General features: G+C 34.8%; 9 protein-coding genes and 1 pseudogene. 4 read left to right on the top strand and 6 right to left on the bottom strand.

Annotation, left to right across the window (positions count from 1 at the left end; all coding sequences use genetic code 11):
• Window positions 1-55 precede the first annotated feature (55 nt).
• Window positions 56-874 carry a 3-methyl-2-oxobutanoate hydroxymethyltransferase gene (panB, locus tag AC2DGP_RS11745; protein WP_484490253.1) on the top strand — a complete coding sequence of 273 codons (819 nt, stop codon included), beginning with the start codon at window positions 56-58 and terminating at the stop codon, window positions 872-874.
• A 22-nt stretch (window positions 875-896) separates the two neighbouring features.
• Window positions 897-1,829: pseudogene (locus tag AC2DGP_RS11740) on the top strand (2-hydroxyacid dehydrogenase); the annotation flags it as partial.
• Between the two features lie 422 nt (window positions 1,830-2,251).
• On the opposite strand, the gene AC2DGP_RS11735 reads toward AC2DGP_RS11740, so the two are convergent.
• Window positions 2,252-2,737 (bottom strand): GNAT family N-acetyltransferase, encoded by a 486-nt coding sequence (locus AC2DGP_RS11735; protein WP_484490252.1) that lies wholly within the window; start codon window positions 2,735-2,737, stop codon window positions 2,252-2,254.
• Window positions 2,738-2,740: 3 nt separating this feature from the next.
• A complete protein-coding gene (locus tag AC2DGP_RS11730; protein ID WP_484490251.1) occupies window positions 2,741-5,614 on the bottom strand; it encodes a M16 family metallopeptidase in 2,874 nt (957 codons plus the stop codon).
• A 209-nt stretch (window positions 5,615-5,823) separates the two neighbouring features.
• Here AC2DGP_RS11730 and AC2DGP_RS11725 point away from each other — a divergent pair, with 209 nt between their 5' ends.
• Both AC2DGP_RS11725 and AC2DGP_RS11720 read left to right on the top strand, forming a co-directional pair.
• On the top strand, window positions 5,824-6,828 hold the full coding sequence (locus tag AC2DGP_RS11725) for a sugar kinase (RefSeq protein WP_484490250.1): 1,005 nt from the start codon (window positions 5,824-5,826) through the stop codon (window positions 6,826-6,828).
• Window positions 6,829-7,304: 476 nt separating this feature from the next.
• The gene (locus AC2DGP_RS11720; protein WP_484490249.1) at window positions 7,305-8,693 is read left to right on the top strand and encodes a helix-turn-helix transcriptional regulator; all 1,389 of its coding nucleotides are present in this window, start codon (window positions 7,305-7,307) and stop codon (window positions 8,691-8,693) included.
• A 174-nt stretch (window positions 8,694-8,867) separates the two neighbouring features.
• Here the strand turns inward: AC2DGP_RS11720 and AC2DGP_RS11715 are convergent, their stop codons facing one another.
• From AC2DGP_RS11715 to AC2DGP_RS11700, 4 genes are all read right to left on the bottom strand, one after another.
• Window positions 8,868-10,151 carry a glycoside hydrolase family 117 protein gene (locus AC2DGP_RS11715; protein ID WP_484490248.1) on the bottom strand — a complete coding sequence of 428 codons (1,284 nt, stop codon included), beginning with the start codon at window positions 10,149-10,151 and terminating at the stop codon, window positions 8,868-8,870.
• Between the two features lie 211 nt (window positions 10,152-10,362).
• Window positions 10,363-11,775: a sulfatase gene (locus AC2DGP_RS11710; protein ID WP_484490247.1), complete on the bottom strand. Its 1,413-nt coding sequence runs from the start codon at window positions 11,773-11,775 to the stop codon at window positions 10,363-10,365.
• Window position 11,776: 1 nt separating this feature from the next.
• On the bottom strand, window positions 11,777-14,173 hold the full coding sequence (locus AC2DGP_RS11705; RefSeq protein WP_484490246.1) for a glycoside hydrolase family 88 protein: 2,397 nt from the start codon (window positions 14,171-14,173) through the stop codon (window positions 11,777-11,779).
• A gap of 96 nt (window positions 14,174-14,269) precedes the next feature.
• Window positions 14,270-15,595: a Gfo/Idh/MocA family protein gene (locus tag AC2DGP_RS11700; protein WP_484490245.1), complete on the bottom strand. Its 1,326-nt coding sequence runs from the start codon at window positions 15,593-15,595 to the stop codon at window positions 14,270-14,272.
• Window positions 15,596-15,606 lie beyond the last annotated feature (11 nt).

Genomic DNA, 15,606 nt, shown 5'->3' with positions numbered 1-15,606 from the left:
CAATTTTCATAAATCTTTCCGTATTTTTGCGATCTGACTTTTAATTAAACATACCATGTCTACCGCACAAAAACAGTACAAAAGAGTTACTACCAATTCACTGATTGAAATGAAACACAACGGTGAAAAAATCTCTATGCTAACCGCATACGATTACACTATGGCAAAAATAGTGGATGCTGCTGGAATCGATGCCATTTTAGTTGGAGACTCTGCTTCAAATGTAATGGCAGGACATGAAACGACATTACCTATTACTTTAGATCAAATGATTTACCATGCGAGCTCTGTAGTACGCGGATGCGCAAGAAGCTTGGTGGTGGTAGATTTACCTTTTGGTAGCTATCAGTCAGATCCTAAAACAGCTTTGAGATCTGCCATCAGAATCATGAAGGAATCTGGCGCACATGCTATTAAATTAGAGGGTGGTACAGAAATCAAACAATCTGTAAAAAAAATATTAAAAGCTGGGATTCCTGTAATGGGACACCTTGGATTAACACCACAATCTATCTACAAATTCGGAACCTATACCGTTAGAGCTAAAGAAGAAGAAGAGGCAGACAAACTTTTAAAAGATGCAAAAGCACTTGAACAACTAGGATGTTTTTCTATTGTTTTAGAAAAAGTACCCGCTGCCTTGGCAGAAAAGGTTGCCAAAGAGATTTCAATTCCAGTAATTGGTATTGGTGCAGGTGCAGGTGTAGACGGTCAAGTTTTAGTTACTCATGATATGGTTGGAATGACACATGAATTCAATCCTAGATTTTTACGTAGATATTTGAGCTTATATGATGATATGTCAAATGCTTTTAAACAATATAGCGAAGATGTAAAATCACAAGATTTCCCTAACAAATCAGAACAGTACTAACATATTTGTTCCTACATTTCACATGAAAGTTTTACATATAGATAGCAATCATCCTGTTTTAAAATTAGGTTTAGAGAAATTAGGATGTTCTAATGAAGAAGATTTTACCTCAAACAAGGAAGAGGTTGAATCCAAAATACATAACTATGAAGGAGTTGTTATCAGAAGTCGTTTTAAAATTGACAAACAATTTATAGACAAGGGTCATAACTTAAAATTCATTGCTAGAGTTGGTGCAGGACTAGAAAGTATAGATATTGAATATGCTGCCAAAAAAGGCATCCAATTAATTTCTGCTCCAGAAGGAAACAGAAATGCTGTAGGTGAACATGCGCTAGGAATGCTATTAGCTCTCTTTAATAAAATCAAACAAGCAGACAACCAAATTAGAGAAGGGAAATGGCTGCGTGAAGAAAATAGAGGACTTGAATTAGATGGTAAAGTTGTTGGACTGATTGGCTACGGAAATATGGGAAAATCCTTTGCCAAAAAACTAAGGGGGTTTGATGTTGAAGTACTTTGTTATGACATTAAAGAAAATGTAGGGGATGAAAATTGCAGACAAACAACGCTTACAGAAATCCAAGAACGAGCAGATGTATTAAGTATTCACACTCCATTTAACGAACTATCAGACAAGATGATAAACTGGGATATTATTTCTCATTTTAAAAAATCTTTTTTCTTGATTAATACAGCCAGAGGGAGTGCTGTTGTTACAGACCATCTTGTACAAGCCATGCAAATGGGAAAAATTCTTGGAGCATGTCTAGATGTTTTAGAATACGAAAAAGGTTCTTTTGAAAACTTATTTGAAAACAAAACATTACCACCTGCTTTCGAGTATTTAATTCAATCCGAAAATGTTTTATTATCTCCTCATGTCGCAGGCTGGACAGTTGAATCTAAAATAAAACTGGCACAAACTTGCGTAGATAAAGTTGCAGCTCATTTTTTTGACATTCACACAAAACCAAAACCTGAACCAACCAGCAACAAAAAAGTTACGGGTATCGGCGGAGTATTCTACAAAACGAAAAACCCACAAGCCACTAGAGAATGGTATCGTAGGCATTTGGGCTTAGAAACAGATAATTACGGAAGTACTTTCTGGTGGAAAGATGAAACTTTTAAACCGGCAAGCACGCAATGGTCTCCCTTCCCAAAGGAGACAAACTATTTCAAACCTTCCTCTAAAGAATTCATGATCAACTTTCGTGTAAAAGATTTAGATCAATTACTAATAGACCTAGCCAATTCGGGAGTTGAAATAATTGACAAACCTGAGATATTCTCTTATGGAAAATTCGCTTGGGTTCTCGATCTAGATGGTAACAAAATTGAACTTTGGGAACCGATTGACATCGAAGAATAAAACTAACGTCCAATAACTTCTATATAGGCAGCCAATTCTTTTTCATACATTTTTACAGCATTCCAATCTTTATACATAATGGCACCAGATTTTTCATAAAAATCTATCGCATTTGTATTCCAGTCTAAAACATCCCATTCCACTCTACGCACCTTTTTTTCAAAGGCATAGCGCATTACTTCATTATACAAAGCTTTCCCAATTCCCAAACCTCGTTTTTCCTCTTTCACAATCAAATCTTCTAAATGAACTGTTGGTCCTTTCCATGTGGAGTACCTATAATAGAACAAGGCAATACCAACAATTTCTCCTGAAAGCTCTGCAACAAAAACTTGAAATTTTGGCTGTTCAGAAAAGCCATCTTTTTCTAAATCAGCCACGGTTACCTCCACAGCATCGGGTTCTTTTTCAAATACAGCCAATTCTTTTATCAAAGACCAAACTGCACCCATATCCTCCTTTACACCAAATCTAATATTGTACTCCATATACTATTTTTTAACTACTGTTTCTGGGTTTAGCGTAGCAACAAACTTGTTTTTCACCCCATATTTTTTAGCCACATCCTGAATGTTTTTAGCCTTCAAATCATTGATTCTATCAACTTTTAAATTCGGATCCTTTAATTCTTTTTTATTGAAATCCGCATTTTTAATTCTATTCAACCAAAATCTGTTCTTTTTCATTTGTTCCTTATGCTCTAACAATTGCGTTTCTTTAACTTTAGCCAAGTCCTTAGCTTGTGGCCCGTTATCAATAATTTTTTGCAACTCTTCTAAAGCACTTTTTTGTAACATCTCTAATTTTTCTGGTCCACAAGGAAAACTAATGGTTAATTGATAAGATCCATAAGGATTTTTGGACATGCCGCCTCTAGCTCCTACACCATAAACACCACCTTCTTCCTCTCGTAACTTCTCAATTAGCTTAATCGACAAAACCTCTCCTAAACTTTTTAAGTAATAATCCTCTTCGGCATCATATGTTGTTTCTCCTCTAAATTGAATTTTCACTAAACTTTTTGGTTCGGTTCCTTTTTGGACATGCTTTTCTAGCTCTCCATATAAAGGTCTATAACCATTATCTTTAAAAGATTCATTTGTTTTAGTACTAGGCAAACTTCCAATATACAATTCAGCATAATCCTTGAGCACCTGCGGATCCAAATTCCCAACAAAATAAAAATTAAAATCACTTGCATCTGCAAAGCGCTCTCTATATTTCTCAACAGCTAAATTATAATCTGTATTAGCCCAATTCTCTTCCGTTGGAAAACCAACATAGCGAGGATTTTCACTATTCAAAAAGGCATCCACCTCAACACCAAAAAAAGTTCTAGGCTCAGATAAAGCGTTTTTTAAATAAGCCTTCATCTTAGCAATATGAGAATTATATGCCTTTGGATCATTGTTTAATTTGGTGAAATACAAATGTACTAACTGAAACAAGTACTCAAAATCTTTCGGAGTTGCACTTCCATGCATACCCTCACTTAAAGTATGAATCGTTGGGGTTACACTTGCCCCTTTTCCTGTAAGAATTTTCTTTAATTCTGTTTTAGAAAAACCGTTTACACCTGCTTCAGTTAACGCTGAATTAGCAATATCGGTCTTTAAAAACTCTTCATCTGAATACAAAGAGGTGCCTCCATAACTAAATGCTGTAAATACAATTTGATTGTCCTTAAAATCAGTTTGTTTGTATACTATTTTAGCTCCATTATTAAGCTCTAACCTGGTAATTTCATTGATACTATCCGTTGTTTCGCTTAAAACCACACCTTTCTTAAGCTGTATTCCACGCATCAAATCAACATCTACAGTTGCATCCTCATACGGAGTTAATTCCATGTTTTTCACATTATCCAATACACCCAACACCTCAGCTTCAGTAATCTCAGGAACTCCTTCTTTATCCGGCCCCGTAAATACAACTACCCTATTATCTTCATGAATGTACTTCGTTAACAACCCATTACAATCCTCTAAAGTTATGGTTGGCACATATTTTTTTACCATTTCAAACTCCCAAGCAATACCAGGAATAATTTCTTCTTTTAGATAGTTACGGATGTACTCATTTGCATAGCTCTTAGATTCATTTTTATTACGTTCTTTATAAGCACGTTCATATCTGTTGGTAATACTAATTTTTGCACGATCCAACTCCCCTTGTTGAAAACCAAATCGCAATGCTCTTTCGTTTTCAACTACTAAAGCTTTCAAAGCATTTAATTGCCCTTCTTCACTTGTTAAAGCATAACTTTGATACACCTTATTATTTCTTGCCCAAGTACTTCCATATCTTGCACCTCCAAAAACATAAGGTGGATTTTCTTTATTTCTTAACTCATCAAATCGATTGTTAATCATATTAGAAAACAAACTATTGATCAACTGTTCTTTATAATCCTGCTCCGTAGCAACCTCTTTCGCTAAATCCGGATCTTTATAATACACTTGTACTACAGATCTTGAAGCTTCTACATCTTTTTCAATAGCCACAAAAGTCTGCTTATGATTCGGGGTATTATAAATTTCTCTCTTTTTTACATTTTTTGGAGCTTTATATTTACCGAAATGCGATTTTATTTTTTCTTCCAAAACCGACACCTCTACATCTCCTACTGCCACAACAGCCATTAAATCTGGACGATACCAGTCTCTATAAAATCTTCTCAAATCTTCATAAGTAAAATTCTCTAGTACCTCTTTTGTCCCTATAGGCAACCTTTCTGCATACCTAGAATCATACATTAATTTTGGCAAATAATTTCCAAGCATTCTTTTCTCAGCACCTAAACCCAATCGATATTCTTCCAAAACCACACCACGTTCTTTGTCAATCTCTTCTTCTGTAAGGGATGCATTAAAAGCCCAATCTTCTAAAATCAAAAATCCTTTTTCCAATTTTTCTTCATCATCCGAAGGAATCGGAAGAATATAAACCGTCTCATCAAAACTAGTATATGCATTTAGATGAGCTCCAAATTTAACTCCAATACTTTGCAGGTAATCTACTAGTTCATTTTTATTAAAATGTGTAGAACCATTGAAATTCATATGCTCCATAAAATGAGCCAATCCTAATTGTTTTTCATCTTCCAAAATAGAACCTGCATTTACTACCAAACGCAATTCTACCTTTTGAGCTGGTTTTGCATTTTTTTGAATATAATAGGTCATTCCATTGGACAAAACCCCTTTTACAACATTAGAATCAATAGGAATACTAGAAATTTTTTCATTCGTTTTTACTCCTTTTTTCATGTTAGAAGTTGTATTACAGCTAACTACCAAAAATGCAATGGTTACAAATAAAAACAGAGTACTTCTTAAAAATGATTTTGAAAATAAATTTTTCATTTATAGCTTTTTTAATGAATGGAAGGTAAATATAAGATTCTAAAAAATAACAACTGTAATAAGCACATTAACTTTATCATAAAAAAACACAATAGAAATTATAGGATAATCGGTTGAGTATTTCGTATAATGTATAAATCGAATAAATGAACTTAGATATATTAATTCCACGAACAAATGCGTAAATTGAAACCTTAAATGCACAAACTATGGGTAAAGTAATTACATTTGGAGAGGTACTAATGCGTCTTTCTCCAAGAGGAAACAAAAAATTCATTCAAAATAATGTTGTAGAATTTTACTTTGGAGGGACTGAAATTAATGTCGGTATTTCTATAGCAAATTTTGGAGGAAAAGTAAAACACATTAGCTGTATTTCAGATGATTTTATTGGGGATACGGCAATATCATATTTAAGAAAATTTGGTGTAAGCACAAGATGTATTGTTAGATCAAAAAGACCACTTGGAGTTTACTTTTTAGAAGTTGGAGCGGTTATGAGACCTAGTTCTATTTCTTACAACCGTTCGCATTCTTCTTTTTCTGAAATTCAACCAGAAATGGTAGATTGGGAAAATTCTTTAAGCAAGGGAAATTGGTTTCATTGGACTGGAATTACACCTGCTTTGTCAGAAGGTGCCTATAAAACACTGAAAGAAGGATTAATGTTAGCACATGAAAAAGGACTTGAAATTTCTGCAGATCCAACATATAGAAGTGGATTATGGAAATATGGAGCAGATCCTAAAATAGTCTTAAAAGATCTATTACAATATGCTACCATTTTTATTGGTGGTGTGAATGAAATAAATGAAGTATTAGGGACTAATTACAGCTATTCTGAAGAGGACTTTATTGCTGCAAGTAAAGACTTGATGAAAACATTTCCAACTATCAAAAAAGTATTTGACAAAATAAGAACTTCGTTAAATTCTTCATGGCACAAAATAAGATCTCGCATGTGGAACGGCGTAGAGTTCAGAGAAACTGAAGACCTTGACATCACGCACATTGTAGACAGAATTGGAACCGGTGATGCCTATGCAGCTGGACTCATTTATGCGTTACAAAATTATGATGATTATAAAGCAATGGAATTTGCAACAGCGGCAAGTGCTTTAAAACACACTTATGAAGGAGATGTAAATTTTGCAACTGTTGAAGAAGTGAATAGTATTCTTGCAGGAAATACAACCGGTAGATTGCAGCGCTAAAAAACAAGTTTCAAAATTAAAAGGACACAATCTCTCATGTTTTGTATAACAAAATTTGAGAGATTTGTTTTTTAACGCTATCGAACAACAAACTGAGAAAAAAAACGAAACCGAAAACACTGAATTTATGGATTAAAAAAATATATAAAAAGTATACAATATTTTTTTTGAAGTATATTGATGGTTTTTACTTAGTATATTTGTCAACAGAAACTCAAACTAACCAAAAAAACCACAAGTAATTGAAATTCAACCAGATTAACCTCATTATCTTTATTAGTCTATGTACCACACTAAGTATTAGAGGCCAAAAAAATAAAGAAAATGATTCCTTAACATACTATACTAAGAAGCTTTCAACTGCCACAACTCAATACTCATATTTCCCTGACAATTCTTATTATATTTATAGCAAATGTTATGAATATTTTAAAAACAACAACAACTATGAAAAGGCAGCTCAGACACTATATCAAATGTCTGACTATAAAAAAGCAAAAGGAAAAACAAGCAAAGCTTTTGAACTACTTTGGGAAAGTTTATACTATGTAGAGCAAACTAACAACTACTCCTTAAAAGCTGTAATCCATAGAAAAATATCTTTTTTGTATGATTTTTTCAATAAACCTAAAGAATCTACTTATCATTTCCAACAGGCATTAAACTTCTCTAAGAAAGTAACTATCAACAAGGCAAGTGACAAAAACCAGCTGAATGCAAACTACTTAAACTTAGCAACGAGAAAAAGAAATGAAGGTGACTACTTAAAAGCACTAACCTATTTAGATTCTTTGGAATTTTCAAAGAATATGATAGCGAACAACAATTATGTTTATCTATCATCAAACATAGAACGAGCCAATTTATTTCTTGCACTTAAAGATCCCAAAGAAGCAGCTAAAATTCTTTACAAGCTAAAAGCTAATCAAGATGAAAAAAATATCAGACACAAATCTAAATTATATTTTACTCTAGGTGAATTAAACAAAGCTAAAAAAAACACGGATAGTGCTATTTATTATTATGAACAAAGTCTAAAGGCAATTCGCAAACTTCACTTTAATGCCATACTAGAACCCAAGGTAATGTTAGAATTAGCGGGTCAGTACATGAAAAAGAAAAAGGCAAAAAAAGCCTATTACCTGTTAAGAGAACGGAGCTATATCAAAGACAGTATCAATGGAGCTAGAACCGATGCCTATTCTGATCTGTTCGAAATTAAAAATAGCTACCTAGAATCCATTCGTAAAAAAGATCATCTTCTTGATGAAAAAAACATAATTATTGAAAAAAAGGAAGAAACTCAATTTCTTTTAAAAATCGTGTTAGCATTGGTAATCCTCATTACCCTAGTAATTATTATCATAGGAAAAATGAGATTAAAACTTAAAAAAACTATTCTTGAAAAAAAACAAACAGAATTGCAATCAACGCTTATCAGGCAAAAAAGCGAAGCTAAAATGGAACTAAAAAGCAAAGAACTTACCTCTTATGCTTTGCAATTAATTGATAAGGACAGCGCCATTGATGATCTTTTAAACGTACTCAAAGAAAAATCTCCTAGTTCGTACAAATCGTTAAATAACAAATACAAAAAGGGGGCCGAAAACCTCTGGGATGAATTCAACCTAAGATTTACGGAAGTAAATTCTGAATTCTACACAAGGCTCAAAGAAAAACACCCGAACTTCACCCCAACCGAACAAAAGCATTGCGCCTTGATCAAACTTAAATTCACAACCAAAGAAATGGCTCGAATTTTAAACATAGAAGCCCATAGTGTAAATATATCTAGGTCTAGAATCAGAAAAAAAATAGGTTTGAAACGTTCAGACAGCTTGGAGGCCTATGTTACCAACTTATAAAAACTGGGGAATTGTATGCTAATTATATTTTCATCAATTTCCCTTTATAATCCGCTACGCTAACTAAATAAACACCTATACCTAAGGATTTAATTTGGATCTCGGATTCTGTAGATTCACCTTTCAAAACTAGCTCCGAACGTAGATTATCAACCTATTCAATCCAACAAAAATTTAGTTCCCAATAAGAGCTTCATTTTGTTTCTGAATACGTTTTTTCTGTTTTGTGCTTAGACTTCGTTTAAAGTAATCTTCAGGAGTATATTTTACTCTTGGCTCTTTCATCTCATGATCATTCATATCCTGACTTAAATCACAGTCAAAACGTGCTAGCATGGAATGGAATTTTCCTCTGCCCCCCATTCCTATAAAATGTGCCATTCCCCATGTAATCCCTCTACCGTTTTTCGTATCTGTAAAAGCATCAGGCACAAATGGAGCTGCTGCGTAAGGCATCATCTCTGTAATAGCTGCAATTTCAAAATTCACTCCATCTTCAGCAAACTGAACTGTATTATGCTCATTACCATCTTTATAAACCATTGCAGCAATTCCTCCTTTAAAAGGAAATAAAGAAGTTTCATGCCCCGAAGAAATGACTGGGTTCAAGGGATGTTTCGTAAAAGGACCTAAAGGATTGTCTGCTGTAGCAAGACCTTGCATTCTTATCCAATCTCCTTTTACCCCAAAATCCGATTTGTAATATAGATATATTTTTCCTTTATAGACTAACGGGTACGGATCATGAATTGAAAATTCATCCCACTCTCCTTTCGCTCCATTTGGAATTACAATTTTATTGTAGGGTGTCCAAGGTCCCTCTGGAGAATCTGCATAAGAAACTGCAACCGGACAATCATCTCCTCGTTTACCACTTGCCTCCATAAACCCTTGGTAGTACAAATAATACTTCCCTTTCCATTTCAATATATCCGTTGTTGTGACAGATCTCCAACCTACAATAGGTTTCTCTGGCCTACTAATGGCAACTCCTTGCTCCTCCCAATGAAATCCATCAGTACTAGTGGCATACCAAATCTCTGCTAAGTCCCAATCAGAAGAAGGAATTCTGTCTGTGCTCTTTGCAGCCCCTTGTGGCGGAGTAGGTGTGTTTCTATAGGTATACCAAACGTAATATTTCCCCTCATGAAAAATGACTTTTGACGGATCTCTTCTGCTAATCGTTCCATCATGATTATGATAATCAAATCCCTCAAGTTTTGTGTATTTAAACTGAGAAAATAATTCATTTGCTTGGGGTTTTGGTGCAGGATATGCATCGTATAATCTGTTCAATGCCGCACTCATCTCCCTGTTTGGTTTTGTCATTGGCAATCGATTCGGAAAACCTTTTTGTGATGGTTCAATCGATTCAGAATCCCTTGAACCGCAAGAAAAGGTTACAATTAAACTAACTAACAACAACCCTTTGTACGGGAATTTAAAGCTTTTGAACATATTAAGTTGAATTTATTTATTATCTGTAAAATCAAAAAGAAATCTCTTGATTCCAAAAATAATTAAACCAACAATTGGCAGCTTTGAATCCGATTATACAATACCTACACTATTTACCAATTTGTATAGACAAAAACTTAGCCTAGATAAAGAAAAAATTAAAAATCAAAACCCTTCACAACTGATCCTTATATAGACTAGAACTTTATTATTACTTTTTTCTATTTAATTTAGCCTCAAAAAGAACCGTTAACTCTTCCACCAGTTCTTCATTATTTGAAGCAATATTCTTCATCTCATAAGGATCCTTTTCATGATCATATAATTCTACCGCACCTGTTTTATGTTTTGTAAATCGATATCTATCCGTTCGAAGTGAAGTTGCTCTTGGATTATACGAAATGGCATTATGACCTTTCTTTTTTGGATTCTTTAAAATAGAAAGCAACGATTTACCCTCCGTAAATTCCGGAACATTGTTTCCTGTTAACTCACATAAAGTAGGAAATAGATCAATCGTTTCCACAACTGAATTTGATTTCTTTCCTTTCTTTTTAAGAGCTGGGTAGGAAATCATAAGCGGAGAATGCACCCCTTCTTCAAATAAATTATGTTTTCCCCAAATGCCATGATCGCCAAGATTCCATCCATGATCTCCCCATAAAACTACAATAGTATTTTTATCTGCACCTGTTCTTTTTAACTCCTTTAACAGCTTACCAACCTGGGCATCTGCATAGCTCACACAAGCGGCATAATGCAACCTAACTTGCTCTGCAAATATTTTATCTTCATTAGGATTCTTCCCCCAACGGTTGTATTTCATAAATTCATTTGATTTATGCCAGGTAGATGTTCCTATTGGTTTCTGTGGACTTGGAATTTCCGGTAACGTAGTGTTTTTGTATAAATTCAAATATTTTTCTGGAGCTCCAAATGGCAAGTGAGGTCTAATAAACCCTACTGCTAAAAAGAAAGGTTTCTCTTGTTTTTGAGTCAAAGTACCTAATGTTTTTATCGCTTGTTCTGCGATGCTTCCATCGGGATATAAGAAATCGTCTCCGGCAACACTTTGATACACGTCCATTTCTCCACTTTTCACCCTTATTTCTCCCTTAGCCAAACCATGCATAGCTCCTCTTGGATGTTTCCATTCTGCCACAGGCATCAGGTGTTTGTCCCACGCATTGGGCATTTCAACAACATTAGGATCATCCCAATTTTTTCCACCCAGACCACCAGGGTGATGCGAAACTTTTCCAATCGAAACAGTAGTATACCCAGCATCCTTAAACCATTCAGGCATACTAGGTGAACTCAAACCTTGTTTTGCTTTTTTTGATCTCAAAAACAAAGCATCATTCTTTGGTGGTCCATAACCCCCTGTAAGCAAGGTATACCTAGAGGGACCACAACTAGGAGCATTTACATAATGATTCAAAAACACTCTGCTTTTTTTGGCCAATGCATCAATATGTGGTGATTTTATATATTCCGCTCCAAAACAAGCCAATTCAGGACGTAAGTCATCCACACAAATCAATAAAATATTTTGTTTTTGTTGACTAACTATTCCACTTGTAGTTAGCATAAAACAACCTAATATAAATAGTATTTTTCTCATATTATTCTATAATCAAACCTTTTACATCAGCATGATAATTCACAAAAGAATCCCAAGGTCCATTTAACCAAATTAACACTTTATGCCCTTCATCCGAAAGTAAAATAGGTCTGATATTTCTGAATTCAGAATCCTTTGTAAGTGCTTTCCATTGAATACTTGAAATATCATCATTGGCATTTATTTTTGCAGTATATATTTCATGAATATTATTCATCTGGGCTCCCGTACTAGGGTTTACATCGGTAGAAATATAAACACGTGTTGGATCTTCAGGATCAAAAGTCATTAGCCCCGTATAACTACTTTCCATAGTGTATAAACATTTTCCGGCATAGGCAATCTCTTTATCTATCCATTTTGATCCATCCCATAAAACAATTCTAAATCGATGGTCATCATTACTCAAATACAAAGTATACCCAATATGCGGATTGTTATTTTCATCTTTCCCCATAGCACAGGTCCACGCACTATTTGGTACACTTTCAAATCCTTTTGGTTTTTTCTTTGTCTCACTACCTAGAAACAATTTCTCAGCTTCAGGGGTTCTCAATGGCTCACCATTCGCTACTTTTATCTTTGAACCATCTACATTATAGAAGGTCCCATTTTTAAACTCTGCATAGTACAAACTATTCCCATAGGCCCTTGGGTGACCATCTGTAAAAGAAACTCCAACCGTATTCGCATCTTTTTGTATATACCTAGCATACGGACGCTGTCTACCCTCAACATCATCAGCAATAAAGTGAGTTCTATTTCCCCAGGTCAAACCATGATCTTTAGAGGTCATATAAGTAGGGTTAAATGAAGGACCGTCCCTAAAGAAATTGTACAAAGTTTTTTCATTTTCCAAATAATGTAAATTCATATAAGTGACACCACCTCTCCCTGAATAATCATGCCGAAAGGTTTTTGTATCTGACCATTTTAAATAATTTTTGGATGAAGAAATACTGTAATAATGTTTATTCTCATTCGCATGTCTTGCCCAAACGGAAAGTATACTCCCATCCGGTCTTGCGTAAAATGCAGGCGTATCATGGTCATCTCTTTGAAATTTTTTATCCAAAACTACCGTACCTTCATCCGTCTTTTTATCAAGATCAAAAACACTCACTTTTACATCACCATTTTGACCACTTACACCTCCGATAACTAATTTTCCATTATTTATAATAGCTCTTGGGTCTTGGTACCAACACCAACCACCATCTTTCATAAAGGTAATTTCCTTTGTATTTTCGGATTTATGAGAGGACAGTTCTTTCTGTTTAATAAATTTATACACCTCTGAACTTGCCGCTAAAAATGCCCCTGTTCCATACACTTCTGTATACTCTTTAAAACTATTTCCAGGAGCCGCTCCTACAGGCTGAATATATCCAACCATACCTTCCTTTGAAACACATTTCTCAAGAGCATTCCAACCTTTTAACATTACCGGTGTATATACCTCTGCATCTAAAATTCCATTATTGATTCCCCATGCCAAACCAAACACAAAAAAAGCAGAACCACTCACTTCTTTAATAGGGTAAGCCGTTTCTCCACCCAATAAACCTGAAGACCAGGTTCCATCTTTTCTTTGGGTATTTTTCAAACTACTCGCCATTTCCTGAAACAGGTTTATATAGAAAGGGGTTTTGTTCCAATTCTCTGGAAAATCTGGAATCATCAATGCCAAGCCACCAAACACCCATCCATTTCCGCGGGACCAAAAAAGTTTTTTACCATTTTTTTCGGTTTGTTTCAAATAAGATTTATCTCTAAAGAAAAACTTCTCCTCAGTATCCCACAACAAATCATAGGTCATATGATATTGTTGATCCATGTACTCCAAATACTTCTCATCTTTGGTCACTTTTGATAATCTTGCCCAAACCGGCGGAGCCATAAATAATGCGTCACACCAAGTCCAATGCAAATCATCTTTTTTTTCACTTTCCATGATGGCATCAAATTGTTTCCTCGTTGGATTGACAAGCCCTTTTTTACCGAAAAGAGTATGTAAACTCAAATACATTTGTCCTACGGCATGGTCATCAGCATGAAACATTCTTTTATGTAATTTCCATTGATTCTTTTTTCCTATCCCATATAACCATTTCGTATAGGTTGGATCTCCGGTAATTTTAGAAAACTCAAACATCCCGGCATACAAGGCTGCACAGGTCCAATCCAAATCGTTATATCGATTTCTATTCTGCCATTTTTTAAGCTCTCCTTTTGGCAGTGCACGGTAAGTACCCATATCTTCAAAAGTCTCAATTTGCCAATCTGCAACCTTTGTGGCAATCGTTTTTATTTCTTTTGAACTCGGTTCCTTTATTGGTTCATCACAACCCATCAAAATACAGACGAGCGCAATTAGGTTTATAAATTTAATAATCATGGTTTTAAATTTAGTTGGTTATTATGGAAATACAAAAAAAGCGTATTCAATTGCATTTTAAAACAAACAAATACGCTTTATAATTTAATGGAATTATTACAGTTTAGGCTCCCAACCTTTTTCGTAATCTCTTTTCCACATTTTTTTAGCTTTTTTATTTTTAATTACTCTTCCTGTTTTGGGATCTACATCCAAACTTTCACCTAAGGCTTGAGATATATTTCCTAAGTGACACAATTGAGTTGAAATGGCTCCGTCTGCAATGGGAGACTTTAACGCTTCTCCTTTTAAAATTGCATTCGCAAAGTTTCTCATATGATTCACCGTTAAACCGTCAAACCCGCGAGTATCAGCAGTATCATTAGAAGTACCTTGTTGATTTTCTCTAAGTGTTTTTATTTTCTTTCCTTTTAAATCGAACAGTTCATATTTTCCTCTATCCAAAACAATTGTTCCTTCAGTTCCAAAAATTGTTGCACCACGCCCCCCAGTTGGTTTGTATGCGTTGCAGCTTCTACCATCCCAAGTAATCATTTTCCCACCTTCAAATTCATAACTTGCCATTTGTGTATCGTAATACTCCCAATCATCTCCTTGATAATGCAAACGTCCACCAGCAGAAACTACTCTTGTTGGATAATTTACACCTAATGCCCAACGACAGATATCTATTTCATGAGTTCCATTATTATGTATTTCACCCGTTCCCCAAGTTTTAAACCAATGCCAATTATAAGGATGTACATTATTTCTATATGACTCTCTTGGAGCAGGTCCTTGCCATAAATCCCAATCTAAAAAAGAAGGAACCTCAACTTGTTTTCCTACACCAATAGATTTACGAGCATTTCTATAATGCGCCTTTCCGGCATAAGCTTTTCCGATAATACCATCTTTGATATCTGCCATAGCGATAGCTGATGTCTTGGAAGAACGCTGTTGGTTCCCCATCTGACATTGTTTGTCATATTTCTTTTGAGCAGCGATTAATAATTCATTTTCATGAGGATTATGACTACACGGTTTTTCTACATATACATGTTTACCCGCTTGCATTGCCATAATTGCCATCGGTGCATGCCAATGCTCTGGCGTTGCAATTACAACAGCGTCTATATCTTTATTTTCTAATAAAACTCTAAAGTCTTTTTCCTTAACAGGTGTATTTCCATTTGTATTTGAAACATATCCCTGAAATTTATCTAGTCTATTTTTATCTACATCACAAATATGCGTTACTTTACTATTCCCACTTTGTCCAATGGCTTTAGCCAAACTATGCGCACGGCCCCCACAGCCTAAAATAGCAATATTTACTCTTTCGTTAGCTCCTAATATATTTGAAAAACCCGTTGCACTAACCAATCCTATTCCGGCAGTTGTTAACGCAGTATTTCTTACAAATTCTCTTCTTGTTATCATTTCAAATGCTT

This window comes from Flavicella sp. IMCC45537, assembly GCF_057197705.1.
The sequence above is the reverse complement of the archived record's forward strand: the minus strand, read 5'-3'. Positions and strand labels throughout refer to the sequence as shown.